Here is a 23,620-nt window from a genome sequence, read left to right on the forward strand (position 1 = left end):
CAATGCATTGGTTCATACGGAAAAAGAGAAACAGGACAGGAAGGGCTTTGCTATGAACATGCCGATCATCAAAAGCGCTATAACCGGCTTGGCTTTCGCTTTCGGATTGAACGCAGCACTCGCTGCGGAAACCATCACTTATGGCTCCTTGCCGGACCCCGGCTACGATGCGGTGGTCTGGGCAATTGAGAATGGTAAGGTCAGCGATCCGAATGTCACCATCAAGGTAGAGCGGGTGTCATCGATTCCCGCCTTGATGCAGGCGGCAATGACCCAGCAATTCAACCTGATGCCGAACGGCGTTCTGTCCCTGCCGCAGATGCGCGAGAGCGGCCTGCCGATCAAAGTGCTCAGCACTCTGCTGCGCTATCATCCCGAAGGCCATAGTGCCGATGTCTGGGTGATGCCGAACTCGCCTTACAAGACCATTCAGGACCTGAAAGGCAAGACCATTGCCGTGGTTTCCGGCGAGGCCCAGAATGTGATCTCCGTGCGCTGGGTCATCAGCGAGTATTTCGGCATGAATGCCGATCTCGTGGGCGGTGATTTCCGCTGGGTGGAGATGCCGCAGGCGCAGTTCGAAGCCGCTCTTCAGGCAGGCCGTGTCGACGCCGTATCGTTCAGCAATGTGCCATCCTATGCGGCGACGAAAGACGGCAAGTACCGTTCGGTTCTGCATGGTTCCAAGGAACTGGAGAAGATGTATGGCGGCCCAATGCCGTCGCTCTTTCTCTTCGGCTACGAGGGCGACATGAACAAACGCCCGGATGCCTATGTGGCGGCGGGTAAGCTCCTCAAGGCATCGGCCGAATATGTCCTCAAGAATCCTGATGAAGTGTTTGCGGCTGTCGCGCCCAAATACAAGATTTCCAAGGATGACCTGCAGACCTGGTTCCTGACCTATGCCCAGATGCCGCTGTCGCTTGGGCCAACCGATAAACAGGTGATGATGAAGGCCTGGCAGTCTGGCGCGAAAATGGGGATGCTGAAAAAGGTTCCCGCAAGCGCCGATGAGCTGATCTGGCCGAAAGCGATCGCGCAATAGCGATCATCTTTTCATACCTCCATAAATCGCGACGAATTGCATCTGATGTCGATATCGAGTCCATCGCTGCCCCCTGATCGACGATTGCCGACGGCGTTTCTCACGCCGCGGCGGTTGATCACGATTGCTTTCGTGCTCCTGGTGTTCGTCGCCTGGCAATTGTATTCAGCCCACATGCCGCCGGTGCTCATTCCGAGCCCGGCGCGGGTATGGGATCGGTTCGTCGAATTATGGACCGATCCGAGAAACCTCGCTTATGCGATTTCCTCGCTGATACACGTGACAGTGTCGGTGGTGCTTGCCTTCGTTCTCGGCGTCGCCATCGCGTTGCTGGGCTATTATTTCAACGTTCTTGACCTGGCGATCTACAGCAGGCTGACGCCGTTTCTGAATTCCTTCTCCAGCATCGGCTGGGCTTTCCTGGCGATGATCTGGTTCGGCGTCAACGAAGGTTCGGTAATTTTTGCCACCACCATCGTGCTGCTGCCGTTTGCCATCATCAATGCCGGCACCGGCTTGGGAGAGCTTGATCGCGAAGTGGTGGAGATGGGCCGCAGTTTCGGGCGCGGCGCGTTCAGGCAGACATTCTGGATCATTCTGCCGATGATGTTTCCCTATCTCTTTGCCACCATTCGTTTGTGTTTCGGCATTGGCTGGCAGGTGGTGCTGACCGCTGAACTGCTGTGCGGCTCATCCGGGCTCGGCATGCTTATCAACCTGGCGCGCCAACGCTATTGGACCGATATGGTCTTTGCGGTAGCTGCGCTGATCTTGCTGGTGGTTTATCTCACCGACCGCGTCATCTTCGCTGCGATCCAGCAACGTTTGCGGAGGCGTTATGAGCTCTCCTAACGGGATCGGGCAACGCCTCGTCGCCGAAACCTTCGTGGTCGCGGCCATCGCTGTTTGGTGGCTGTCCTCGGCGCAGTTTCCGCCGAATGTCTTCCCCAGTCCCATTCAGGTCTTCTGGGAGCTCGTGCGCCTCAGCACCGATGCCGAGTTCTGGGGCCATGCGGCAGCCACCGGCCTCCGCGTCGTCCTGGCCGTCATTCTGGCGACGGTTTTCGGCAGCGCACTGGGCATCCTGCCACGCTATTTTCCATGGATTGGCGGCATCGTCGATGACGTGCTGGTGCCGTTCTTCACGTCATTCCCGGCGATCGTCTGGGCCATTCTCGGCACGGTCTGGTTCGGCCTCACGGGCACTGCGATTCTCATCGTCCAGGTGCTGATCATCTTTCCCTTCTGCCTGGTGAACGTCACGGAAGGCGGCAAAGAGATTGGTCGCGAAGAAATCGAAATGGGGCGCAGTTTCGGTCGCCGCCCATGGTCGATCTTTTGGCGCATCGAATTGCCCTTGCTTGCCCCCTTCATTGTTTCCGGAGCGCGTATTTCCTACGGCGTCTGCTGGAAGATCAGCCTGATCGCCGAACTCTTCGGCGGCCGTTCCGGTCTTGGCTACATGATGCAATGGGCGCGCGACTTCGGCAGCGTCGACAGCATCATCGCCATCTGCCTTGCTATCGTCTTCTTCGTCGCGATCGGTGATGCGTTGATCCTGCGTCCGTTGACGCAGTTGTTCCAGCCAAAAATGGAATCGAAGCGCGCCAAAAAGGGGCATCAAAGCCCGGAAATACTGGTCACGCCGACCGTCGGGCGCGGCTAGGGGCCAGCGCAGGCAGAGAAAATTGAAGAGAGGAAAATGCCGTGTCCCAGATGAATTTTGCTCCGATCGAGGGCAGGAAGCTCCCGGCGCCGAAACAGATCGATGTGCAAGGTCTGAAGACCCGCTACTATGAGGCCGGCCAGGGCGAACCGATCGTCTTCATGTACGGCGGCAATTTCGGCTCGTCGGATTCAGCTTCCAGCGCGCCTGTGTGGAGCCTCAATTTCCTGCCGCTCTCCGACGGCTTCAAAGTCATCGCCTTCGACAAGATTGGGCAAGGCTTTACCGACAATCCGGTCCGCAATGAGGATTATACGATGGCCTCGGTGATCCGTCATGCGGCGGCGTTCATCGAAGCGCTGAAACTGCCTCCGGTTCATCTGGTCGGTCATTCCCGGGGCGGTTTCGGCGTTACGCGCATCGCCCTTGAATATCCGCATCTTGTTCGTTCGGTCACCATCGTCAGCAGCGGCACGCTCAGTCCCCGCGTCAGCCCGAACGAAGTCATCCTGTCGAATTCGCCCTATGCGCCCTACAGCCGCGAAAGCGCCCGTTGGATCTACGAAGGTTATTCCTACGATCCAAAGAAAGTCACCGATGAATGGATCGATGCGGTGATGGAAGTGTTTGAACAGCCGAAATATAAAGTTAGCGTCCAGAAAATGGTCGAAGAGGGAGCGGGCGCGCGCTATTTCCTACCGGAACTGGCGAAGCAGAAGCGCGAGACATTGAATTGGCTACGCGAGGGGCGCTTGCAGCGGCCAACCCAGGTCATCTGGGGACAGAATGATCCGACCGTGCAAGTCGAGGGCGGTTTCGAGGTCTTTGATATGATCGCCGCGCACAATCGACGCACATCGTTCAGCCTGTTCAATCACGCCGGACATTTTTCATATCGCGAGCAGCCGGAGCGGTTCAACGCCTTGCTTGCCCATTTCGTCCGTAACGCCAGCGCTTGAGGCCGACGATGAAACCGACAACCCGATCGATCACTGTCAACGGCGCACAAGTGTCCATGCTGCAAGCCGGGCCTACCGGCGCAACGCCCGCTCTGCTTCTCCACGGCGGCCGGGCAGGCCAGTCTCCGATTGCTTATGGCAGCCATCTCTGGGGCAAGGCTCTGTCGCTTCTCGGGACTGATCGCTCCGTCGTGGCGCTCGATCTGCCGGGGGCCGGCGGGAGCGATCTTGCTTCGCCGAACCAACTCACGATCGATGGTTTGCGCGAACATCTCGATCAGGTGATCGTGGCGCTCGGATTCGAAAAGGTTCATCTGGTCGGTCATGATATTGGCGGCCTGGCTGGCTTATGGCTTGCATTGTCGTCGCCTCGAAAGATTGCGTCCCTTTCCATCGTCGCCAGCGCCATGGCGCCGCCCATGGGCGATGGGCTGGACGATATCGTTTACCAATCGGTGCCGACGCCGCTCTGGAGCCGCGAATCGCAATTCTGGGCGTTCGATCGGCTGTCTCATTCCCATGCTCATATCGACGACGGGCTGCTCGATGCTTGCGTTGCTGCCGCCACCGGCGCCTCCCATCGCGCCGCTGTCGCCGCCCTGCGCGAGGAGGCGATGGGGATGCGGAATTTTGGCATTCCGGCCGTGAAAGGAAAGATGTGGGCCATTCTGCGGGACAAAGGCATTGGTGTGCCGACCCAACTGGTTTGGAGCGACAACGATCCGCTGGCGGCGCGCGATGGCGGCAATATGCTCTTCCGCATTTTGGCGGAGAAGCAATATGCAACCTATTTTCACATCATCAATCGCGCCGGCAGTTTCGCTTTTCGAGAACAGCCGGAGATATTCGCGGAGATCGTCGGATCTTTTCATGACAGTGTCGATGCCATGACACCTGCAAGAAGCGCGGCATAAAACGTTCTGGCCGAATCGCTGTCATCGAGCGAGCCCTGATTCTTTTCACAGAGCGCCGCGGAAGCTGATGCGCGCGCAAATTTCTTGCGCGCCATGATGCCGGTCGCACCTGCGTATCCAACCACCAGTTGCGTATAGCCGTCGCTTTCAGGCCTCGAGAGCCCTCAGCGCGGGCTTCACATCGACGTTTCATCCGCAGCGCGCAGATGAACGTGGGTTCCCGGTCGAAATTTACCAACGATTAACCATTCGCTAGGTAGACCGAAGCAACCGAATATTTACCAAGATGACCAACGTGTTAACCCAAGCTCGGCCTATCCGCCTCAAGGGGCGCAGTTTTCTTGCTCTCGCCCTCACGCCCGAACAGCCTTTCGAGGATTGGCTGACGCGGCTTGACCATCTGGCCTCGCGGTCCACCGGTTTCTTCCGGCGTCGCCCGGTGGTTCTCGATATCAACGGGCTCGACATCGACCGGTCGCAGCTGCGCGAACTGATCGACAAGCTCGGCGAGCGCAATGTGCGGATCATGGGCATCGAGGGCGCGCGACCGTCCATGCTCGGCGCAGATCTTCCGCCGGCGATGGCGGATGGCCGTCCCGCATCCGACATCGAAGTGCCGAGCGACGATCATGGCGTCGAAGCGAAGCCGCCGGAAGCAGCCATTCCCGCTGTGCCGCTGCCATCCAAAGCCTCGCCGTCCATGCTCGTGACGCAGCCGGTCCGCTCAGGCCAGTCGCTGATCTTCCCGGAAGGCGATGTCACGGTCGTTGGTTCGGTCGCTTCGGGCGCGGAGATCATCGCTGGCGGCTCTGTCCACGTCTATGGCGCGCTGCGAGGGCGAGTGATGGCCGGCACGATGGGCCATGCGTCGGCACGCATCTTTTGCCGCAAGCTCGAAGCCGAACTGATCGCCATCGACGGCTACTACCAGACAGCCGAGGACATCAAACCTGAGCTGCGCGGAAAGGCCGTCCAGTTCTGGCTGGAAGGCGACACATTCAAAGTTGGATCACTCGCCTGACTCGACGGCGCGTCCACACAAACAGGAGAGTTCAATGGGCAAGGTCATCGTGGTCACATCGGGCAAAGGCGGCGTCGGCAAGACGACCTCCTCGGCGGCATTGGGCGCGGCCCTTGCGCGCGACGGTGAGAAGGTCGTGGTCGTCGATTTCGATGTCGGCTTGCGCAATCTCGATCTCGTCATGGGCGCCGAACGGCGCGTGGTTTACGATCTCGTCAATGTCATCCAGGGCGAGGCCAAACTAACGCAGGCGTTGATCCGCGACAAGCGGCTCGAGACGCTTTATCTGCTGCCGGCCTCACAGACGCGCGACAAGGACAACCTGACCGCTGAAGGCGTGGAGACGGTCATCGGCGCGTTGAAACAGGCATTCGATTGGGTCATTTGCGACAGCCCCGCCGGCATCGAGCGTGGTGCCACCTTGGCGATGCGCCATGCGGACATTGCCATCGTTGTCACCAATCCGGAAGTTTCCTCGGTGCGCGATTCCGATCGCATCATCGGCCTGCTCGATTCCAAGACGCTCAAAGCCGAAGCTGGCGATCGGATGGAAAAGCATCTGCTCCTCACCCGATACGATCCCGTCCGGGCGCAGCGTGGTGACATGCTGAAGGTCGACGACGTTCTTGAGATCTTGTCGATTCCGCTGCTCGGCATCGTTCCTGAAAGCATGGACGTGCTGCGCGCCTCCAATGTCGGGTCGCCCGTTACTTTGGCGGACGAACGCAGCGCGCCCGCGGTCGCTTACTTCGATGCTGCCCGTCGGCTCAGAGGTGAGACCCTGCCCATTGCCATTCCTGGCGAGAAGCGTGGCTTCTTCGGCAAGTTCTTCGGAAGGAAAGTGGCATGAACCTGCTCCGTCTTTTCTCCCGCTCACAGTCAGCTCCGGCAGCACGCGAAAGGCTGCAGGTTCTGCTGGCCCACGAACGCGCCGCTGTCGGCGATTCCGATCTCGTCACGAAGCTGCGTGACGAGATTCTGCGCGCCATCTCGAAACACATGCAGATCGACGACGACAAGGTCAGCGTTCGCATGGAGCGCGGCGCGAAGGTCTCGACGTTGGCCGTGGATATCGAAATTCCCTTCGACACCGACAAGAAGGCGGCATGACTGCCTCCTAATTGATATCGTCACAGCCGGCTCACTCCGGCTGTGACGCGGCCATGGCGATGCGTTCTGCTTCTTGAAGCTTGAAACCCAAGCTCACTCTTAAAATTCAGTCGTCCCAATCTTCCGCCACATTGAATGCTTTAAATTTTCCCAACGCGGCTTTGATTCGAGGGAATGTCATGCATCTCGGCAGCAACATCTCCACCACGCAACTTCTGCAGCTTATGGCCAAGAACGATGTCGTGATCCGGCGACATCTGTCTCAACCTTGTGGTGATCTGCAGCAGGACGTTTTCTCACTGGCACGAGAAGAGGCCAGCGGACGATCGACTTCGGTTGGACTTTTCGCGCGCCAGATCGAAGTGCCCGCCGAGTTCGTCGTCGACTTGGAGAAATCGCATTTCATTCGGGCAGGGCAACCGGCGGATGGGCAGGTTATTTATTCGTTGACGGATGACGGTCGGCGTGTGGCATTGGCCCAATAGCCTATTGCCTAGGCGACGAAACTCAGGTGGTCGATTTTGACACGGTTTCGTCCTGAGCTTTTCGCCTCATAGAGCGCGGCATCGGCGCGGCTCATGAGTGTTTGAACGACCTCGGATTCTTCGGAAAAGGCAAGCCCGACGCTGACGGTCGCGTGAACGCTTCTTGATCCGATGCGCATCACTGTCGTTTCCATCTGCAGGCGGATGCGGTTGGCGACAGTCGTCGCCAATTCCAGAGATGCATTCGAGAGGACGATGCAGAATTCCTCTCCGCCCAGGCGTACGACGATATCCGTCGAGCGGACGTTGTCGAGAATGAGCTGACTGAAGCGCCGCAACACTTGATCGCCGGCATCGTGGCCAAAGCGATCGTTGATCGTCTTGAAATGATCCAGGTCGAGGAGCACGACGGCGGTGCTCGGCGGCACGACATCGGGCCAGACTTCGAAGAGCACGCGCCGATTCATCAGGCCGGTCAGGGCATCCGTCATCGCATTGACTTTGTGCCGGTTCGCGATACGGGCCTGATGCAACGTGAGGGATAGGGTGCCGATGCCGGTAAGCCCCATGATGACGACGATGGAGTTGAGATCCTCCGCCCAGTTTGAAGGGCGTGCATGCAGGACGTACTGGCCTTGCGCGAGCAGAACATAAGCGCAGGCAAAGAACGACACTGCGGCCAGGAGGAAGAGCGCAGCATTCACGCTCATCAGGATCGGAGATTCGGTTCGGGCTCCCCAATATTGATAGCCTGTCAGCGCGAGCAACACGCCGATGATCATGTTGCCGATGATCGTCCCGATACCGGAATAGCCAAAGCCGAAACTGACCGACAGAGCGATGGACCCCGTCGCGCAAATCAGGAGAACCAAAGTCGAATTCGTTCGGCCCGAGCAGAATTTCGACGAACCTGAATAGAGCAGTCCAAAGCCGATCGTCAGGAATATGAAGGACCAGAACAGATAAGCGTCGCTGTAACGTTCGATGATCCAGCCAAAAAAGATGACGCCCGCAACAATAAAAACGAGGCCAATGGACCAGATGAGCAGATGAGCATGGGATCGGGCGACCGCCCACATCATAAAAAGGGTAAGCCCTAGGGAGGCTCCCGAGAAGCCGATAGCAACGAGAATGGAATATTGATCGAGGAGCATTGGCCGAGACAGGGGGGCGGCAGGACGATGGACGTCATCATAACCAGCAATCGCCGGTCGGCGGAACATCTGCCAGTATAGGGCTGATAATTCGTTAAAAACACCATTTATGGAGCGGGTTCGCAAGCGCCATGAGATCGCTGGCGCAGATCCGCTTGATCCACATCAATGCCGTCGACCACGGGCCATTGAAAATCTCCGTCATCAAGAATGGAGAAAGACAATGGCTTGGACGCTGATCGAGCAGTTCTATCTGTTTGGCGCAGTGGCGGTGTTCGTGACGCTTGCGGGATTGATCGTCTACGCCGATCGGCAGACCAGATTACGATAGTCGGTGCGACGGTCGGACGGCGTGACCGTCTCAGGTCGCGGCCCATACAATCTGTGCAACGATTTCTACACGCTAACCATTGTTTGTCTTAAAAGCGTCATAATAGCTTGAAGACAAAGAGTTTTTACCGTTCGTCAATCACGTCTGCATTATCGCCCATCTGTTTCGCGCGCAGAGTTCAAGGAGAAGCCGTGGGCGCTATCGGAAAGACGGTCGAGGAAGAAATCTTCCCCGACACATTGGGCGACGTTTCCACTCTGCGACGTAAATGGTTTGCCGCGCTGCGGCCCGGCGAGCAGCTTCCAGCCTATGAGGAGGTCGTGCTCGGCAGTATGGGCAGGCTCGCCAATCACATGGTGCTCCTACAAGGCAGCGGCGAGACGTTGACGATCCTGCGCACCGGGCGGGCGCTGCGGCAATGGCTCGGTCAGGATGCATGGGATACCCGAGTCAGCCAGCTCGCACCTGAATATGCAGGTATTCTGTCGGAGATTGCCGCCAATGCGCTGGCCAGCGGTCGGCCTTATTCCACGTCGACCTATCACGTGGTGAACGGCATCGTCCGTACCTTCGATATCTATGCCATGCCGATCGCCTGTCGCTGGGGCGCCCCGCTGGTCTCCGCTTATGTCAACCGACGCGGCGAAGGCTATAGCCTGGTGGACAGCATCTTTCGCGCCACGGAAGATGGCTTTCTGGCACTTGCCGCCTGTCGTGACGCCAATCATGCCACCGTCGACTTTCAGATCGTCGATTTGAACCAGGGCGCGTCGCATCTTTTGCGTTGTTCGACGCAGGCGTTGTGCTGGCGCAAACTGAGCGAGGGGAGCCATGACCTGGCCTCGCCGGACGTGCTGAAGCGCTTCAGCGCGGTGATCGAAAGCGGTGCGCCGGATCGGTTCGAAGTGGTGGCTTCGAATGGCACCCACATTCGCATCAGCGTCGCCCCGATCGGCGATCTGCTGTCGGCGACTTTGACTGACGTCACCGATCTGAAGCGGCGTGAGCAATCGTTCCGGCTGTTGTTTGAAAACAATCCCATGCCGATGTGGGTGTTCGACGAGAAGACGTTCGAATTCCTCAACATCAACGATGCGGCGATCGCGCATTATGGTTACAGCCGCGAACAATTTCTGAGCATGAAGATCGGCGATATCTGGCCGAATGACGAGCGTGACGGCTATTTAAAGGCCTTGCAGGACGTGCAGAGCTATCAATCGCGGCGGAGCTGGCGGCATATCAGAGCCGACGGGAGCGATATCGAGGTTTTGACCTTCGGTCGTTCGGTGGGCTTCGGCGAGCGCAGCGCCTGCTTGGTCTCCATCATAGATGTCACCGAACGCCGTAAGGCGGAGGCGAAGATTTCCTACATGGCGCACCATGATGCGCTGACGGACCTGCCGAACCGCGTCATGCTCCAGCAACGCTTGCAACAGACGCTCGATCAATGCGCCCGGCTCGACCGCAAAGCGGCGGTGCTATGCGTCGATCTCGACATGTTTAAGAACGTCAACGATTCCTTCGGCCATCCGGTCGGAGACCGGCTGCTGCAGCAGGTGGCGCAGCGGCTCAGGGCCTCGCTCGGCATCAACGATCTGGCCGCCCGTTTCGGTGGCGACGAATTCGCGCTGGTCCTCGATCCGGTCACGGGGCCGGCGGAAGCTGGTGATCGGGCCGCGCGGCTGATCAGTGCCTTGAGTGTCCCTTACGATATCGATGGCCGCGAACTGACGATCGGCGCGAGTGTCGGTATCGCCATCGCACCGCTTGATGGCGATACTTCCGAGGCCCTGCTGCGCAATGCCGACATGGCGCTGTACCGGGCGAAGGCGGATGGCGGTGGAGCGCATCGCTTCTTCGAGATGGAGATGGATCGGCAGGCTCAGGCGCGTCGTGCACTCGAGGCGGATCTGCGGCGTGCGATGATTTGCGGCGAGTTCGAGCTGCACTATCAGCCGCTGGTCAATCTGGCGGCGGGCCGCATTACATCGTTCGAAGCTCTGTTGCGCTGGCATCATCCGGAGCGGGGCATGGTGTCGCCCGAAGAATTCATTCCGGTCGCGGAAGACATCGGCCTGATCGTGCCGATCGGCGAGTGGGTGTTACGTACGGCTTGTAGCGATGCCGCGACCTGGCCGGCCGACATCAAGGTGGCAGTCAATCTGTCGCCGGCACAATTCAAGAGCCGCAATCTGGTGCCTGCCGTAATGACGGCTTTGGGCCATTCAGGCCTGTCGGCCGATCGGCTGGAGATCGAGATTACCGAATCCGTGCTGCTGGCGGAGACCGATGCCAATTTACAGACGTTGCATCAGCTCCGTGGCCTGGGCGTGCGCATCTCCATGGACGATTTCGGAACCGGTTATTCGAGCTTGAGTTATCTGCGCAGTTTTCCGTTCGACAAGATCAAGATCGACCGGTCGTTCATTCGCGATTTGCCGGACCGGGCGGACTGCGTAGCCATCGTGCGCGCCATCTCAGGCATGGCGCAGAGCCTCAGTATCGCGACGACGGCCGAGGGCGTCGAGACCACCGAACAGCTTGATCGGTTGCGGATGGAGGGCTGCACCGAAGTGCAGGGCTTCCTGTTCAGCCCAGCGCGCCCGGCCGCTTTGTTGGGCGAGCTCCTGACGCGCTTCGGCCCGAACGCGGCAACGCTCGCGCCTTCGCCTCATGTCGCAAGCACTCCAGAAACCGCGCCTGGAACGGTGTCGGTAACCAGTTGCGCCGCAGAGTGAGGCCCACTTGGCGCGGCGCATGGGGGATCGGCGGATGATCGATGGAGACCAGCCGGTCGTCGAGCTCGATGTGCCAACGCGACAGGATCGACAGACGGTCGCTTGAGGCGAGCAAAGAGGTGATGGTCGTCAGGCAATTGGTCTCGAACTGCACTTTCATCGGCAGGTGCCAATCGGCCGCGAGCTGATCGAGCACATCGCGGCGGGGCAGGCCGGGTGTCGGATGCAGCCAATCGAACCGGGCAAGCGCCGCGGGCGTCACCTTCTTTACGCCCGCGAGGGGATGGCCGCGCCGGCAGACAATGGCATAGGGATCCTCGAAAAAGGGCTCCTCGATGAGATCGGCGAAGGGGGGCGGCGCGCGCAAGGCGCCGAACACGAGATCAAGCGCGCCATCGTTCAGTTCTCGGGAAATCTGAATATAAGGCGCTTCGATCACTTCGATACGATGGCTCTCGTCCTCGGCAAGCACGGCGGTGGATGCCTTGGCCAGCAGCAGACGTGGTGCGAGCGCCAGCACGCCGATGCGCAGGCTGGCGCGCGCATCCGACGCCGTGCCGATTTCCTCGGCGCCGGAGCGGATTTCGCCGATCGCCAGTGCCAGCCGTCGGGCGAGTTCGGCGCCTGTTTCGTTCACCGTCAGGCCCGTCGCCGAGCGCCGATAAAGCGATGCGCCGACGATCTGTTCGAGATCGCGCGCCGGGCGCTGTAGGCTCGGCTCGGCGATACCGAGATCGCGCGCCGCGGCCCGAAACGAACCGGTGCGCCAGATCGCCAGCAGGCTGCGCACCTGCGCGCTGGCAAGTTTCGACACCTGCTGTTCGACGATAGCGCCATCGGTCTTGCGGTTGGCCACGCCTTTCAGCGCCTTGCGAATCTGTTCGAAGAAGCGCAGCGAACGGCGTTGAAAAATCTGCCCAGCTTCACTCAGGAAGGCGCCTTCCGGTCCACGCGCAAACAGCCGCGTGCCAAGTTCCGCCTCAAGCTGGGCAATGGAATGCGTCAAGGCCGGTTGGGTCAAACGCAGCATCTGTGCCGCGCGCGACAGGGAGTTCGTCTGCGCCGCCGCATCAAAGGCGCGCAGGCGCCGCAGGCTCGGAACGGTATTGCGATCGCGCATGCATCCTCGAAAATCGAAATTAGGAAAAATTTAGACCCCTCGGGGCCGATTGAATAGGGGGTGCGGCAATGCGGCCGCCTATAAGGCCAAAACATCAAGGACGCGGCGCTCTGACGAACCGCGTTTCAAGAAAAGGCCAAGACGGAGGACCCATGGCGGCCACAAACAGCCAGATGATCATTGACGTGCATTGCCACGTGGTTTCGCCGGATCGCGCGAAATATCCCTTGGCGCCGCTCGGCGGCAAACAGTCGGACTGGTCGTCGGAACGTCCGACCACGCCCGAACAGCTCATCGCCGCGATGGATACCGCAGGCGTCGCTCAGGCGGCTGTGGTGCAGGCCTCGACCGCTTACGGACATGACTCGTCCTATCTTGCGGATTCGATCAAACGTTTTCCGGCGCGCTTCACCGGCGTCTTTTCCATCGATCCCCTGGATCCGCAGGCGCCCGAACAGATCGATCATTGGCACGGTCAGGGCATGACCGGCATGCGGGTCTTCACCACCGGTTCGACCATGCCTGGCCAGCAGACTTGGCTTGACGACGAGCGTGCTTATCCAGTGTGGCAAAAGGCGGGCGAACTTAATCTGCCGGTCGCCATGCAGATGACGGCGCAGGGCATTCCGCTGCTGCTCAAGATCGTCAAGGCATTCCCGAACACGAATTTCCTGCTCGATCACCTGGCGCGTCCCGTCATCAACGATGGTCCGCCCTATGCTGCCGCCGAGAGCCTGTGGGGGCTGGCGGACTACAAGAACATCTATCTGAAAATCACCAGCCGCACGGTCGAACATTGTCAGGCCGGCAAAGCGACGCCTGAAACCTTCATGCCGAAACTCGTTTCGACTTTTGGCTCGGAGCGTCTGTTATGGGGATCCAATTTTCCCGCTCACGACGATACGCTGCCGAACATCGTCAAGGAGACGCTGCATGTTCTGGCGTCTGTTTCTGAGACCGATCGCGCCAATATTTTGGCCGGCACAGCCCAGCGTCTTTACCCGGTTCTGCAGTGAGAATGCCGATGACGAACTCAATCCCTACGCTCGCGACCGCGCTGAAACGCTATCCGACGACGGAAGCGCTGCTCTCCGGCAAGCTGACATCGCCGGCTTTCAATTTCGACTTCCACGAAGTCGAGCCCATTCATGACGTGTTCAAGCCGATGGCGCGGGAACAACGTTATGACGTGTCGGAACTGGCGATCTTCACCTTTCTGCAAGCCTATGCCTACAACAAGCCGATCGTGCTTCTACCCGTGGTGTTGGCGTCCCGTTTCCAACATGGCTGCATCGTCTACAATACCGACTACAACAAGGAACTGACGCCGGAGATGTTGCCCGGCAAGAAGATCGGCGTGCGTGCCTATACTCAGACCACCGGTGCCTGGGTGCGCAACATTCTGTCTCAGGAGCACGCGCTCGATTTCGAATCCGTCGAATGGATCATTTTCGAGGGCTCCCATCTCGCCGAATATACGGAGCCGTCTTTCGTCAAACGGGCTGCGCCAGGCGTCAAGCTCCTGCCCATGTTGATGGCCGGTGAAATCGATGCTGGCATCCTCGGCAATGATCTGCCGAACGATCCGAAGATCAAGGCGGTTATTCCCGATGCGGCCAATGCCGGCCGCGCCTGGCACGATAAGACGGGGCTGATCCCCATCAACCATATGCTGGTCGTCAAGCGCGATCTGTTGCGCTTCCGGCCGGATCTGGTGCGCAACATCTATCAGACGTTCAAACAGGCGAAGGAAGCAGCCCCCGTAGCACCGGGAGCGATCGATATGCGGCCGATCGGCTATGACAAGGTGACGCCGTCGCTCGAATTGGCGATCCAGCTCGCTTATGAGCAGCAGATTATTCCGCGCCGCTTCACTGTCGATGAATTATTTGCCGAAAGCCGTACCGTTCTCGACGACCTTGCTTGACTTGTGTTCAACCCGGCTGGCGTCAGCTCGTCAGCCCTTTGGAGAAACCGCCATGTTTTCTGGGACTGCCAATTGGCTACGGACGATCTCTCCTCTCTTTTTCTTCAGTGCGGTTTGTGCCGCGCAGGCGCAACCTTCAGGCGACTTTCTGAAGGGCCAGACCGTGCGGGTCATGGTCGGCCATCCGCCGGGTGGCTCCTACGATTTCTACGCGCGCCTCGCCGCCGACATGCTGAAGGCCAACCTGCCGCAGGCGGCTGCCGTAATCGTCGAGAACAAGCCCGGTGGCGGCGGGCTGATCGCGACGAGCTATCTCTACAATCAGGCGCCGCGTGACGGCACCGTGCTGGCCGTTCTGCCCGAGACAATAGGCAACACCCAGGTGCTTGAGCCCGAGATCGGCAAGTGGAAGGTTCAGGAGATGAACTACATCGGCTCCTTCTCACCGGTGAACACGGCTTTCGTGCGCCGCAAGAATTCACCGTCGAAGACGCCCGAGGATATGAAAAAGCAGGAGACGATCGTCGGTTGCACGGGCACCACGGCGCAGTCCTTTCAATATCCGGCTTTGCTGAAAGTGCTCGGCGGCTTCAAGTTCAAGATGATCTGCGGTTATCCGGGCGCGGGCGAATATTCCATCGCGCTTGAACGGGGCGAAATCGATCTTGTCTCCTCGGCTTGGAATTCCTGGCGCGTCACCCACGCCAAGCAGCTCAAGGAAGGCGACCTCGTCGCCGTGATCCAGACGGGCCTGAAGCGCAATCACGAACTGCCCGACGTGCCGCTGATGCAGGAGCTGGTCGACGATCCCACCGCCAAGAAGGTCATGGAATTCGCTTCGGCGGGCGCCATGATCGGTCGAGCGCTCGTGGCGCCACCGCGCATTCCCGAAGAGCGGATCGCCTATCTGCGCGCGCTCTTCGACAAAATGGTCGCCGATCCCGCGATGAAGGAGATGGCGGCGAAGCGTGGCCTCGAACTTGAACCCACACCCGGTACGGTGGTGCAGAGCTATTCGGATGCGATCGTCAAGACGCCGCCGGAGATCGTCGAAAAAGCGGCCTTGGCCTTCAAGGGCTAAAGCAAGAGCTTAGGGAGGAAGCAAAAACAGGCGCCGGGTATGAAGCATCACGATGCTTCTGCCCGGCGTTATATTTTTCATGCGCCAACCCGAGTGGATCGAGCGCAATTGAGAAAAATGCGTCTCGAAACGGGCACCAATTCTCCACCATGAATGCCGGAAGGTTCCGGATCCACTGAACCACTAATCCGTTCTCTTCGTTCGCTTAAGGCGAGAAGAAGGAGATTCGCGATGGTTCAATACTATTACGGAACTTCCGATAACGGTGCGACCACGATGACGTGGCCGCCGCAGTCCACGGGTCCTGCGCCTGGACAAGATGCAGGCCAGGGATCGACGCCTCCGCCACTGGGAACGGCCCCACCTCAGGATGGCGGCGGAGCAGGCAATCCTCACCAACCGCCGCCGAACAATGCGGGCGGTGATCCGAACACACCGCCGGCGAATGGCGGAGGGAATGGCGGCGGCGATGGAGGCACGGGTGGAGGTTTGCTTTCGGGCGGCCTTGCCAATCTCCTCAACGGCGTCATCGATAATTTCCATGCATCGATCGAAACCGCGAGCCATGATTTGGGGCTCGGCGGAACGGTTCATGGGATCACGCATCTGGGCGAGACCATCGGTTTGGGTGATCTCGGCGGCGATAATCTGCTGACAGATGTTCTCGATGCGCCGTCCGCCATTCTAAGCGGCAACACGGGAACCTTGCTTACCGATCTGGTCCACGACGTCGGCAATACTGTCGAAGCCACGGGAAACCTGGTGAACGGCGTTGGCGATGACCTTTCGTCGCCAAACGGCATTCTCGGCGTCGCCGGTCTCGTCAACGGTCTATTGGATGGCGTCGTCGGCCCCGGCGAAGGCGGATTGCTGGAAAACATCATCAACACCAATGCCCATGGTGGCGATGATGGCCACAACCATCTCCTGGATGTGAATGTCGGCGATCTTGGCACGGGGCTTTCACTGGGCGAGCTGAATGTGCTCGACGGCGGATCGATCCAAGTACCTTTGGTCGATGGGCTACATGCGGATGCGCTCAGCGGTCTGGTGCAGAACGGACCGTTGGCGCAGGTGCTCGACATCGGTGATGTCGGCGGCGGCGCTTTGCCGGACATCGGCGGCATCACGCAATTGCTGCCCGATATTCTCGATCATAACAACGGCCATTTCCTGCTGTCATAGGCTGGGAGCCAGAAGCAAGAGCTGCCGCTGTTTTCAGCGGCAGCTTTTTTATCGCTCTCGGAAGGCTCGGTACATTTGGTCGCTCAGCGGTTTGACCAGATACGAGAGAATGGTGCGTTCGCTGGTGCGCAAATAGGCATCGACAGGCATGCCGGGGATCAACCGCACATCGCCCAAAGCCGGAATGGATTTGGCGTCCATGGCGATGCGAACCGTATAGAAACTCGTTTCGGCCTTGTCGTCCTTGCTGGTGCTTGCCGATACCAGGGTCACCTTGCCGCCGATCTCCGGTGTCGAGCGCTGATTGAAGCTGGAAAAGCGCAAGACCGCATCCTGACCGACATGAACCTGATCGACATTGGAGGGCGGCACCTTCACCTCAACGGCGAGATTGTCGGCATCGGGAACAATCAGCATGATTGGCTCGCCGGCGGCGATGACGCCACCTTGAGTGTGGACGGTAAGCTGATGGACGATGCCCGATTGCGGTGAGCGGATGTCGATCCGCTTCAATTGGTCCTGTGCTGTGACGTAACGCTCGTTGAGTTCCGCGATTTTGGCGCGGATGTCGGCGAGCTGACGAGCTACGTCGCTGCGCATGTCCTGATCGACCTGGATGATCTGCAGTTCGGTTTCGGCGATACGGCCGCGGGACTCCGCGATCGAAGCGGTCAACTGCCCGCTCTCACCATCCAGTCGCGCCTGATTGCGCTCGAGCGCGACGAGACGGGTGAGGGGAACGAGCTTCTTGTCCCAAAGGTCTTGCACGCCCTCCAGTTCCTTGCGGATGAGTCGTGATTCCGCCAGCTTGGCATCGTATTGAACTTTTAGGCCGGTGATCTTCTCGTTCAACTGGGTGATGCGCTCGCGCAACTGCCGCTTCTGTCCGTCCGATGCATCGCGACGAAAATTGAACAGTTTGATCTCGCCTTCGATAATTCGGCCGGTTTCCGACTCTGGTGACGTATCCATATCGGGGGGAAAAAGAATGTCCGGACGCTGGTCTCGCTCGGTTTCCAGGCGCGCCTGCCTTGCCCGCAGCTCGCGCAGATCTTTCTCAACCGTGGCCAGACTGGCGCGAGCAACGGTTTCATCGAGCTTGATCAAGATCTGATTGGCTTCGACCCGATCGCCTTCGCGCACATATAACTCCGCGACGATGCCGCCAGTGGGATGTTGAATTTTCTTGATATTGGTTTCGACGACGAGCGAACCGATAGCGACGACGGCGCCCGACAATTCACTCGTCGCACCGACATAGCCCATGCCGCCGACGAGGAAGATCGCAGCGATGGAACTGTTGCGCAAATGGCGTTCCAACGAAATTTGGGATGGTCGCTTGCTCATGCCGCGCCCTCCTTGGGTGGCTTGGCTTTCGCACGAGAAGCCGGCGCATTTGCGCGCCCGGCAGGTGCGGCCTGCACCAGTTGCGGGAAAAGTTTGTCGCGATCGCCGAAAGCCTGTTTGCGCCCTTCATTGAGGACGAGGACTTTATCGACTGACGCAAGCGCGCTGGAGCGATGGGCGATGACGATGGCGATGCCTTGCCGTTGACGCACTTCCCGAATGGCTGCGGTCAGCGCCGCCTCGCCGTGGGAATCGAGATTGGAGTTCGGCTCGTCGAGAACGACTAGAAACGGATTGCCGTAAAGCGCTCGGGCAAGGCCAATGCGTTGGCGCTGACCGCCGGACAATTGTTCGCCGCCTTCCCCGACGGGGGTTTCATAGGCGAGGGGCAGGCGAAGAATGAGATCGTGGACTCCGGCTGCCTTGGCGGCTGACATCAGCGCTTCGTGATCGACGCGCGTTTGAAATCGCGCGATGTTCTGCGCCACGGTGCCGGGAAACAGCTCCACATCCTGCGGCATGTAGCCGATATGGGCACTCAAGATATCTTGCGGCCAGTCATCGATACGCGCGCCGTCGAGACGGATCGCGCCATGTCGGGCCTTCCAGATGCCGACGACGGCGCGTGCGAGAGATGACTTGCCCGAACCGCTGGGCCCGATGATGGCCAATGCGCTGCCGGCTTCGACCTGGAAACTCACGTCATGGAGAACCGCCCGGCCGGTGGCGGGTGTCGCGAGGCCGAGGCCCGTGACGCGCAAGTTCTGCTTTGGCGCGCCAAGGGCGGTGCGCTCCTGGCGGATGGGGGTATCGTTGAAAATGCGCGAAAGCCGCATCCAGCTTTGCCGCGCCGCGATGAACGATTTCCAATGGGCGATCAGCATGTCGACGGGAGCCAAGGCGCGCGCGGCAAGAATAGTCGATGCCAGCATCACACCGGCCGTGGCCTCTTGATGGATCACGAGCCATGCGCCCAGCGCCAAAAGGCCCGATTGCAGCGTCGTCCGCAGGGCTCTCTGCAAGGCGGCGAAATTGCTAGTGATCTCGACACCGATTTCCTGGCGGTCAAGGGCCCGATCGTTTTCCTCGTTCCAACGGCGTGTCATGGCCGATTGCAGGCCGAGGGCTTGAACGATGCCGGCGTTGCGCCGCATGACCTCGGAGAACCGACGCCGGTCTGCATGAGCGAGTGTCGCTTCCTGCGTTTTGCGGCGAAGCAAAATTTCGCCAGTCGCCGTCAGTCCCACAAAGACGATCACCGCGACCAGAACCGTTGCGCCAATAAGGGGGTGCATTGCGAAACAGATGCCGATGTACAGGATCATCCAGGGCAGATCGAAAAGCGCCACGAGGGCGGGGCTGGCGATGAACTCGCGCAGAGTGTCGACATCGCGCTGGGCTTGCAGGCCATCCTGACCATCGGTACCGCGTTCATGCGAACGCAATAGGATATCGAAGGCCCTGGGGCCGATCTCATCTTCGATACGACGGCCAAGATGCAACATGATCCGGCTGCGCTGACGATCGAAATAGCCTTGAAAGACAAACAAGGCCACGACCAGCAAAAACAGGCTGATCAATGTCGGCACGCTGCGGCTCGGCAGTACCCGATCATAAACTTGAAGCATGAAGATCGGCGCGGCCAGCATCAGAAGGTTGATCAACGCACTGATGCCGGCCACGCCGATGAGCGGGCGCCGGAATTTCTTCACGACACCGAGGAGTTCGTCGGACTCCCATTGCGAGGAGAGTTTAGCCCAGCCCTTCATATGTCTCCCGTTCAATCATCAGGATGAATGGAGTCGTCAAAGAAGATGCAGATGGTATGTCAAACTATCGAGAACATGATCGACGATCAGCGGCACGAGGCCTGGATCGTGGTCATGGTTCGCCGGAGGCAGAATGTCGGAAATCAGATCGGGTATTGGCGAGCCTCCGACAGCGGCGGCGAGCCCGTCCAAAGTATCGTGCAATGCGCCCTGCAAAGAGGGGACCTCAATGGAGCCGTCATTATGCAGGATTGGCAATGGCAAGAGGTCAACAATGTCGCCAACCGCTTGCAATGCCGAGCCGACCAGATGCTGAGTGTCGATGGCCACGTCGTGAACGATATTTCCCACAAGGCCGGTCGCAACATCCAGGACGTGATCCACCAGTTTCAGATTCAAACTGTCCGTTAGATCGGAGATCAACGTGCCTGAATGATCGGCTGGTTGGGGAATGAGATCATCGGTGTGCGGCAAACGCACCAGATCGTCATGCGGGATGATATCTGATGCCGGCTGTTCCGCGTTGGATGTCTGCGGTGTCTCGGGCTCATGCGTCGAGACGATGGCCGGCGTAATAGCTATGCCGCCGCCGTTGGTCGCGAGGCTGGCGGAAGCAGAGTCATTGACTGCGTTCTGATCCGGGGGCGCCGATGTTTCGGCTATGACATCGGGTTGAGTGGTAAACGATAGATCGTGGTTGACGCCCGTGTCGCTAAGGGACGGCAGCGGGGTCTCCACGCCTGGGCCATGCAGGGTTTGATCAGCGGGCTCCACTGAAGCCGTTGGGGACGGCTCCGATTGCGGGGCAGGGGAGGCTTCGTTCTGCGTTCCCGAACCATCATCGGGAACGATCTCCCAGTCCGGATGAGCCGAGAGATGCTCGATCTCTATAAGTTTAGCGATATTGGCAGCCGTCGTCGGGTCCGCGACAAGGGCGGCCGCCATGATGGCAGCCTGGAGCAGGCGCTCGTCGGCAGGAAGATCGACAGCCATAGCCCGGACCTCCGCACGGAATCCCATATGATATCGTCAATGGGGAAGTTAAGGGCGCGTTCCCTCGATGGTTGGAGGGCGTGGGAACGAGGTCAATGAAAGCCTAACGGCGACGCGGCGATTTGATTGGTTCAGGCGCCGCTACAGGCTCTCTTCAAGGATAGGTTGTAGCTGCGTCGCATTCTCGCCGCGGTGGAAGGCGATGGCCAGACGGAAGGAATGGCCGATGCGCAGAGCTCGGTCGAGAAAGAGGGCGGCGACATCAGGCGGACATAGATTTTGCACGGTCGCGCGGAACAAGGTCAGCCAGCGCCGGAAATGCTCTTCGCCGAGGCCGGGCAGAACAAGATGCGGGCGTAGCGGATGTCCTTCGTAGCGGCCCGTGCGCAAGAGCGTCGACGACCAGAAGTCGCACATTTTTGCAAGATGATGCGACCAGGCGTCCGGCGCGATGGCGCCATTGAAGATCGGCCCCAGCAGATCGTCTGAACGGATCTTGTCATAGAAACCATGCACGACGGCGTGGATCATCGCCTCGTCGAGCGCATCGGGAATGAGTCGACCATCGATGGTCATGGCGCGCGTCGGCGCTGGTCGTCCTTTCATCGCTTCACCAAGAGTCGCTTCACGATCAAGATGTGTCGGATGTTGCCATTTTATTGGTCGATGCCCAACCCGCAAAAAGTCGCAGCCAGAAGTCGCCGTATCGCCACAGGTCGCACTTTTTCGTGAGAACCGAAAGCGTGCGGTGCCGGCAGCGGAACGATCATCGGCAAAGCGGATTGATCCCCCGGGGTTTGCAAGGAGAGATCGCAATGATCAAGAAAATGATGATGACTGCCGCATGTGTGGCCATGATGAGTCTGCCAGTTTTGGCTCAGGCTCCGGCGTCAGGCGGCATGCAGCCATCGGATGCAGCGACAAGTTCCGGAGCGCAGGCACCAGCCGATGCAAGTGGAACTGCCGTCCACCGCCCAAAACGCCAACAGCACGCCAAGCTCGTGAAACATAAAAAGGCACCCGCGAAACACAGTCGCAAGCCGCAAAGTTCGGAACCAGATTCATCGGACGGTGCGAGCTCGCCGCAGTAACGAGGCGAATTCTGTAAATGAAAAAGGGGACATTCATAACGAATGTCCCCTTACGAGTTCGAATGCTATCCCGTAGCGCCTGGCCACGCTGCGAAACAGCGTCCGCAATTCAGCCGGATTATTTCCAGCCGATATTATTGAGCTCCGGCGCCGTGAAGATCGTCGAGACCTTGGGCAGCACGAGGTCGGTCGTGTGCACGACGACAGCCGGAAAAGTGGTCAGCGAGAGCAGCAGCGACTTGTCGTTGACTGCATTGAAAACCTTGCGCAGCAATTCGTTGCGCTTGGCCGGGTCCATTTCTGCCGACGCCGCATTGGCCATCTGCGTGATGTCCTTTTCGCGCCAATAGTCGCGCGGTTCGGAACCGACATAATATTCGACCGCCGAATTGACGTCGGACAGGCCGCCCGAGCTGTAGTGCGCGACCAGCAATTGCAGTTTGCCGGACGTCTGCTTTGTGCGGAAAGCGACGAAGGTCGTATTCTCGAGCTTTGCACGCACGCCGATGGCACGGAGTTGGCCAGCGATGGCCTCGCCCATTTTCTCGACGCCCGGAATCGTCGTGATCTCGACGTCGAAACCGTTGGGATAACCGGCCTTGGCGAGCAGGTCGCGTGCCGCTTTCGGATCGTATTTGAGGTTCATCGGGTCGACGACGCAGCCGACCTGCGTGGCCGCATTGCATGGCGCGTCGATCACTTTCACCATATCGCCACCGGCCATGATGGCCTTGGCGAGGGTGGCGCGATCGATCGCCATGGAGAGGGCGCGGCGCACGTCGGGCTTAGTCAGGGGTTCAAGGCCGGAACGGCCGGCTGCGTCGAAGTTCAGATAGGTGTAGACCGTGTTCTCGATCGCCGTCGACGTGATGTTCGGCATCGAGGTGAGCTGTTCGGATTGGTCCTTCGGCGACTCGAGGATGATGTCGAGGCCGCCGGTCAACAGTTGCGCGATCTGCGTCTGCGGATCGGGGATCGGCATCAACTGCACGTTCTTGATTTTTGCCTTTGAGTTCCACGGGCCGGCGGGCTTGTAGTCCTCGTTGCGCACCAGCTTGATGCCGTTCGAGGCGTCGATGGAGATCACTTTGTAGGGGCCCGTGCCGACCGGCGAGCGACGACCGAAATCAGCCTTGGTTTCCAGCTTGGAATGGACGGCCTTCGGATAGATCGGCGTGGTGGTGGCCAGACGCGCCAACGCATAGGGCGTCGGGCTCTTGGTGATGATGCGGATGTTGTAGTCGTCGACCTTCTCGACCTTGTCGATGAAGCCCCAATTGGCGCTGAAGCGCAGGCCCGACTTCGGATCCGAGATATACATCAGCGTGTAGACCACGTCGTCGGCGGTGAAGGGCGAGCCGTCGTGGAACTTGATGCCTTCGCGCAGCTTCATGTCCAACTGGGTCGGCGAGACCTGCTTCCAGCTTTCAGCCAGCGACGGGCGGAAAGTTTTGCTTTGGGCGTCGAAGACGATCAACGTGTCGTAGACCGCCACGGAGGTCAGTGTCGTTTCCGGCTGTGGGTCGATATAGATGTCCGTGGTGGCAATTGGCGCCTTATAGGCGACCCGCAACGTATCCTGCGCTTTCTGCGCCAAGGCCGGCGATGCCAGAAACGCCACGCACGCAAATGCGGTGGCAACGGCCTTCGACATGGGGAACCTCCCGTAAAATACTGACAAAAT

At 59.3% G+C, this 23,620-nt stretch carries 20 protein-coding genes and 1 pseudogene; 14 read left to right on the top strand and 7 right to left on the bottom strand.

Annotated features, from left to right (window positions below):
- The first annotated feature begins 52 nt into the window (after window positions 1–52).
- The 9 genes from OIM99_RS10880 to OIM99_RS10920 all read left to right on the top strand — a co-directional run bounded on the left by OIM99_RS10880 (window position 53) and on the right by OIM99_RS10920 (window position 7,200).
- On the top strand, window positions 53–1,045 hold the full coding sequence (locus OIM99_RS10880; RefSeq protein WP_311850431.1) for an ABC transporter substrate-binding protein: 993 nt from the start codon (window positions 53–55) through the stop codon (window positions 1,043–1,045).
- Between the two features lie 45 nt (window positions 1,046–1,090).
- A complete protein-coding gene (locus OIM99_RS10885) occupies window positions 1,091–1,897 on the top strand; it encodes an ABC transporter permease subunit (protein ID WP_311850432.1) in 807 nt (268 codons plus the stop codon).
- Window positions 1,884–2,711, top strand: coding sequence for an ABC transporter permease (locus OIM99_RS10890; RefSeq protein WP_311850433.1), 828 nt, complete (start codon window positions 1,884–1,886; stop codon window positions 2,709–2,711). Before OIM99_RS10885 ends, OIM99_RS10890 begins: the two co-directional genes overlap by 14 nt.
- 50 nt (window positions 2,712–2,761) lie before the next feature.
- On the top strand, window positions 2,762–3,670 hold the full coding sequence (locus tag OIM99_RS10895; RefSeq protein ID WP_311852250.1) for an alpha/beta hydrolase: 909 nt from the start codon (window positions 2,762–2,764) through the stop codon (window positions 3,668–3,670).
- 8 nt (window positions 3,671–3,678) lie between these two features.
- The gene (locus OIM99_RS10900; protein WP_311850434.1) at window positions 3,679–4,584 is read left to right on the top strand and encodes an alpha/beta hydrolase; all 906 of its coding nucleotides are present in this window, start codon (window positions 3,679–3,681) and stop codon (window positions 4,582–4,584) included.
- A gap of 286 nt (window positions 4,585–4,870) precedes the next feature.
- Window positions 4,871–5,605 carry a septum site-determining protein MinC gene (gene minC / locus OIM99_RS10905; protein ID WP_311850435.1) on the top strand — a complete coding sequence of 245 codons (735 nt, stop codon included), beginning with the start codon at window positions 4,871–4,873 and terminating at the stop codon, window positions 5,603–5,605.
- A 34-nt stretch (window positions 5,606–5,639) separates the two neighbouring features.
- On the top strand, window positions 5,640–6,455 hold the full coding sequence (minD, locus tag OIM99_RS10910) for a septum site-determining protein MinD (RefSeq protein WP_311850436.1): 816 nt from the start codon (window positions 5,640–5,642) through the stop codon (window positions 6,453–6,455).
- Window positions 6,452–6,715 carry a cell division topological specificity factor MinE gene (gene minE / locus OIM99_RS10915; protein ID WP_311850437.1) on the top strand — a complete coding sequence of 88 codons (264 nt, stop codon included), beginning with the start codon at window positions 6,452–6,454 and terminating at the stop codon, window positions 6,713–6,715. Before minD ends, minE begins: the two co-directional genes overlap by 4 nt.
- A 179-nt stretch (window positions 6,716–6,894) precedes the next feature.
- Window positions 6,895–7,200, top strand: coding sequence for a hypothetical protein (locus tag OIM99_RS10920; RefSeq protein ID WP_311850438.1), 306 nt, complete (start codon window positions 6,895–6,897; stop codon window positions 7,198–7,200).
- Between the two features lie 8 nt (window positions 7,201–7,208).
- Here the strand turns inward: OIM99_RS10920 and OIM99_RS10925 are convergent, their stop codons facing one another.
- Complete coding sequence (locus tag OIM99_RS10925; RefSeq protein WP_311850439.1) at window positions 7,209–8,282, bottom strand: GGDEF domain-containing protein; 1,074 nt, start codon at window positions 8,280–8,282, stop codon at window positions 7,209–7,211.
- Window positions 8,283–8,876: 594 nt separating this feature from the next.
- Between OIM99_RS10925 and OIM99_RS10930 the strand changes: the two genes are divergently transcribed.
- Window positions 8,877–11,423 (top strand): EAL domain-containing protein, encoded by a 2,547-nt coding sequence (locus OIM99_RS10930; protein WP_311850440.1) that lies wholly within the window; start codon window positions 8,877–8,879, stop codon window positions 11,421–11,423.
- Here the strand turns inward: OIM99_RS10930 and OIM99_RS10935 are convergent.
- Window positions 11,413–12,543 (bottom strand): annotated as a pseudogene (locus tag OIM99_RS10935) (LysR family transcriptional regulator); the annotation flags it as partial. The gene OIM99_RS10930 and the pseudogene OIM99_RS10935 overlap by 11 nt on opposite strands.
- Before the next feature lie 152 nt (window positions 12,544–12,695).
- Between OIM99_RS10935 and OIM99_RS10940 the strand changes: the two are divergent.
- From OIM99_RS10940 to OIM99_RS10955, 4 genes are all read left to right on the top strand, one after another.
- A complete protein-coding gene (locus OIM99_RS10940) occupies window positions 12,696–13,559 on the top strand; it encodes an amidohydrolase family protein (RefSeq protein WP_311850441.1) in 864 nt (287 codons plus the stop codon).
- Window positions 13,560–13,567: 8 nt separating this feature from the next.
- Window positions 13,568–14,470, top strand: a complete 903-nt coding sequence (locus tag OIM99_RS10945) for a phosphate ABC transporter substrate-binding protein (RefSeq protein ID WP_311850442.1) — start codon at window positions 13,568–13,570, stop codon at window positions 14,468–14,470.
- 52 nt (window positions 14,471–14,522) lie between these two features.
- A complete protein-coding gene (locus OIM99_RS10950) occupies window positions 14,523–15,551 on the top strand; it encodes a tripartite tricarboxylate transporter substrate-binding protein (RefSeq protein WP_311850444.1) in 1,029 nt (342 codons plus the stop codon).
- A 489-nt stretch (window positions 15,552–16,040) separates the two neighbouring features.
- Entirely contained in the window at window positions 16,041–16,736 is a 696-nt protein-coding gene (locus OIM99_RS10955) for a hypothetical protein (protein WP_311850445.1), read from the top strand.
- Window positions 16,737–16,784: 48 nt separating this feature from the next.
- Here OIM99_RS10955 and OIM99_RS10960 read toward each other — a convergent pair whose 3' ends face one another.
- The 5 genes from OIM99_RS10960 to OIM99_RS10980 all read right to left on the bottom strand — a co-directional run bounded on the left by OIM99_RS10960 (window position 16,785) and on the right by OIM99_RS10980 (window position 23,590).
- The gene (locus OIM99_RS10960; protein WP_311850446.1) at window positions 16,785–18,083 is read right to left on the bottom strand and encodes an HlyD family type I secretion periplasmic adaptor subunit; all 1,299 of its coding nucleotides are present in this window, start codon (window positions 18,081–18,083) and stop codon (window positions 16,785–16,787) included.
- Entirely contained in the window at window positions 18,080–19,852 is a 1,773-nt protein-coding gene (locus tag OIM99_RS10965) for a type I secretion system permease/ATPase (RefSeq protein ID WP_311850447.1), read from the bottom strand. The genes OIM99_RS10960 and OIM99_RS10965 overlap by 4 nt, the downstream gene beginning before the upstream one ends.
- 36 nt (window positions 19,853–19,888) lie before the next feature.
- Window positions 19,889–20,845, bottom strand: coding sequence for a hypothetical protein (locus OIM99_RS10970; protein ID WP_311850448.1), 957 nt, complete (start codon window positions 20,843–20,845; stop codon window positions 19,889–19,891).
- A 141-nt stretch (window positions 20,846–20,986) separates the two neighbouring features.
- On the bottom strand, window positions 20,987–21,451 hold the full coding sequence (locus tag OIM99_RS10975) for a group III truncated hemoglobin (protein WP_311850449.1): 465 nt from the start codon (window positions 21,449–21,451) through the stop codon (window positions 20,987–20,989).
- Window positions 21,452–22,054: 603 nt separating this feature from the next.
- Window positions 22,055–23,590, bottom strand: coding sequence for an ABC transporter substrate-binding protein (locus OIM99_RS10980; protein ID WP_311850450.1), 1,536 nt, complete (start codon window positions 23,588–23,590; stop codon window positions 22,055–22,057).
- Window positions 23,591–23,620 lie beyond the last annotated feature (30 nt).

Source organism: Methylocella sp. CPCC 101449, assembly GCF_031921685.1.
Taxonomy (GTDB): domain Bacteria; phylum Pseudomonadota; class Alphaproteobacteria; order Rhizobiales; family Beijerinckiaceae; genus Terripilifer.

Excerpts from the sequence above, each read along its gene's own strand:
- OIM99_RS10880 (WP_311850431.1), top strand. The coding sequence starts at position 53 with ATGAACATGCCGATCATCAAAAGCGCTATAACCGGCTTGGCTTTCGCT.
- OIM99_RS10890 (WP_311850433.1), top strand. The coding sequence starts at position 1,884 with ATGAGCTCTCCTAACGGGATCGGGCAACGCCTCGTCGCCGAAACCTTC.
- OIM99_RS10940 (WP_311850441.1), top strand. The coding sequence starts at position 12,696 with ATGGCGGCCACAAACAGCCAGATGATCATTGACGTGCATTGCCACGTG.
- OIM99_RS10885 (WP_311850432.1), top strand. The coding sequence starts at position 1,091 with ATGTCGATATCGAGTCCATCGCTGCCCCCTGATCGACGATTGCCGACG.
- OIM99_RS10895 (WP_311852250.1), top strand. The coding sequence starts at position 2,762 with ATGAATTTTGCTCCGATCGAGGGCAGGAAGCTCCCGGCGCCGAAACAG.
- OIM99_RS10970 (WP_311850448.1), bottom strand. The coding sequence starts at position 20,845 with ATGGCTGTCGATCTTCCTGCCGACGAGCGCCTGCTCCAGGCTGCCATC.
- minD (WP_311850436.1), top strand. The coding sequence starts at position 5,640 with ATGGGCAAGGTCATCGTGGTCACATCGGGCAAAGGCGGCGTCGGCAAG.
- OIM99_RS10925 (WP_311850439.1), bottom strand. The coding sequence starts at position 8,282 with ATGATGTGGGCGGTCGCCCGATCCCATGCTCATCTGCTCATCTGGTCC.
- OIM99_RS10950 (WP_311850444.1), top strand. The coding sequence starts at position 14,523 with ATGTTTTCTGGGACTGCCAATTGGCTACGGACGATCTCTCCTCTCTTT.
- OIM99_RS10900 (WP_311850434.1), top strand. The coding sequence starts at position 3,679 with ATGAAACCGACAACCCGATCGATCACTGTCAACGGCGCACAAGTGTCC.
- OIM99_RS10920 (WP_311850438.1), top strand. The coding sequence starts at position 6,895 with ATGCATCTCGGCAGCAACATCTCCACCACGCAACTTCTGCAGCTTATG.
- OIM99_RS10945 (WP_311850442.1), top strand. The coding sequence starts at position 13,568 with ATGACGAACTCAATCCCTACGCTCGCGACCGCGCTGAAACGCTATCCG.
- minC (WP_311850435.1), top strand. The coding sequence starts at position 4,871 with ATGACCAACGTGTTAACCCAAGCTCGGCCTATCCGCCTCAAGGGGCGC.
- OIM99_RS10960 (WP_311850446.1), bottom strand. The coding sequence starts at position 18,083 with ATGAGCAAGCGACCATCCCAAATTTCGTTGGAACGCCATTTGCGCAAC.
- OIM99_RS10965 (WP_311850447.1), bottom strand. The coding sequence starts at position 19,852 with ATGAAGGGCTGGGCTAAACTCTCCTCGCAATGGGAGTCCGACGAACTC.
- minE (WP_311850437.1), top strand. The coding sequence starts at position 6,452 with ATGAACCTGCTCCGTCTTTTCTCCCGCTCACAGTCAGCTCCGGCAGCA.
- OIM99_RS10975 (WP_311850449.1), bottom strand. The coding sequence starts at position 21,451 with ATGAAAGGACGACCAGCGCCGACGCGCGCCATGACCATCGATGGTCGA.
- OIM99_RS10980 (WP_311850450.1), bottom strand. The coding sequence starts at position 23,590 with ATGTCGAAGGCCGTTGCCACCGCATTTGCGTGCGTGGCGTTTCTGGCA.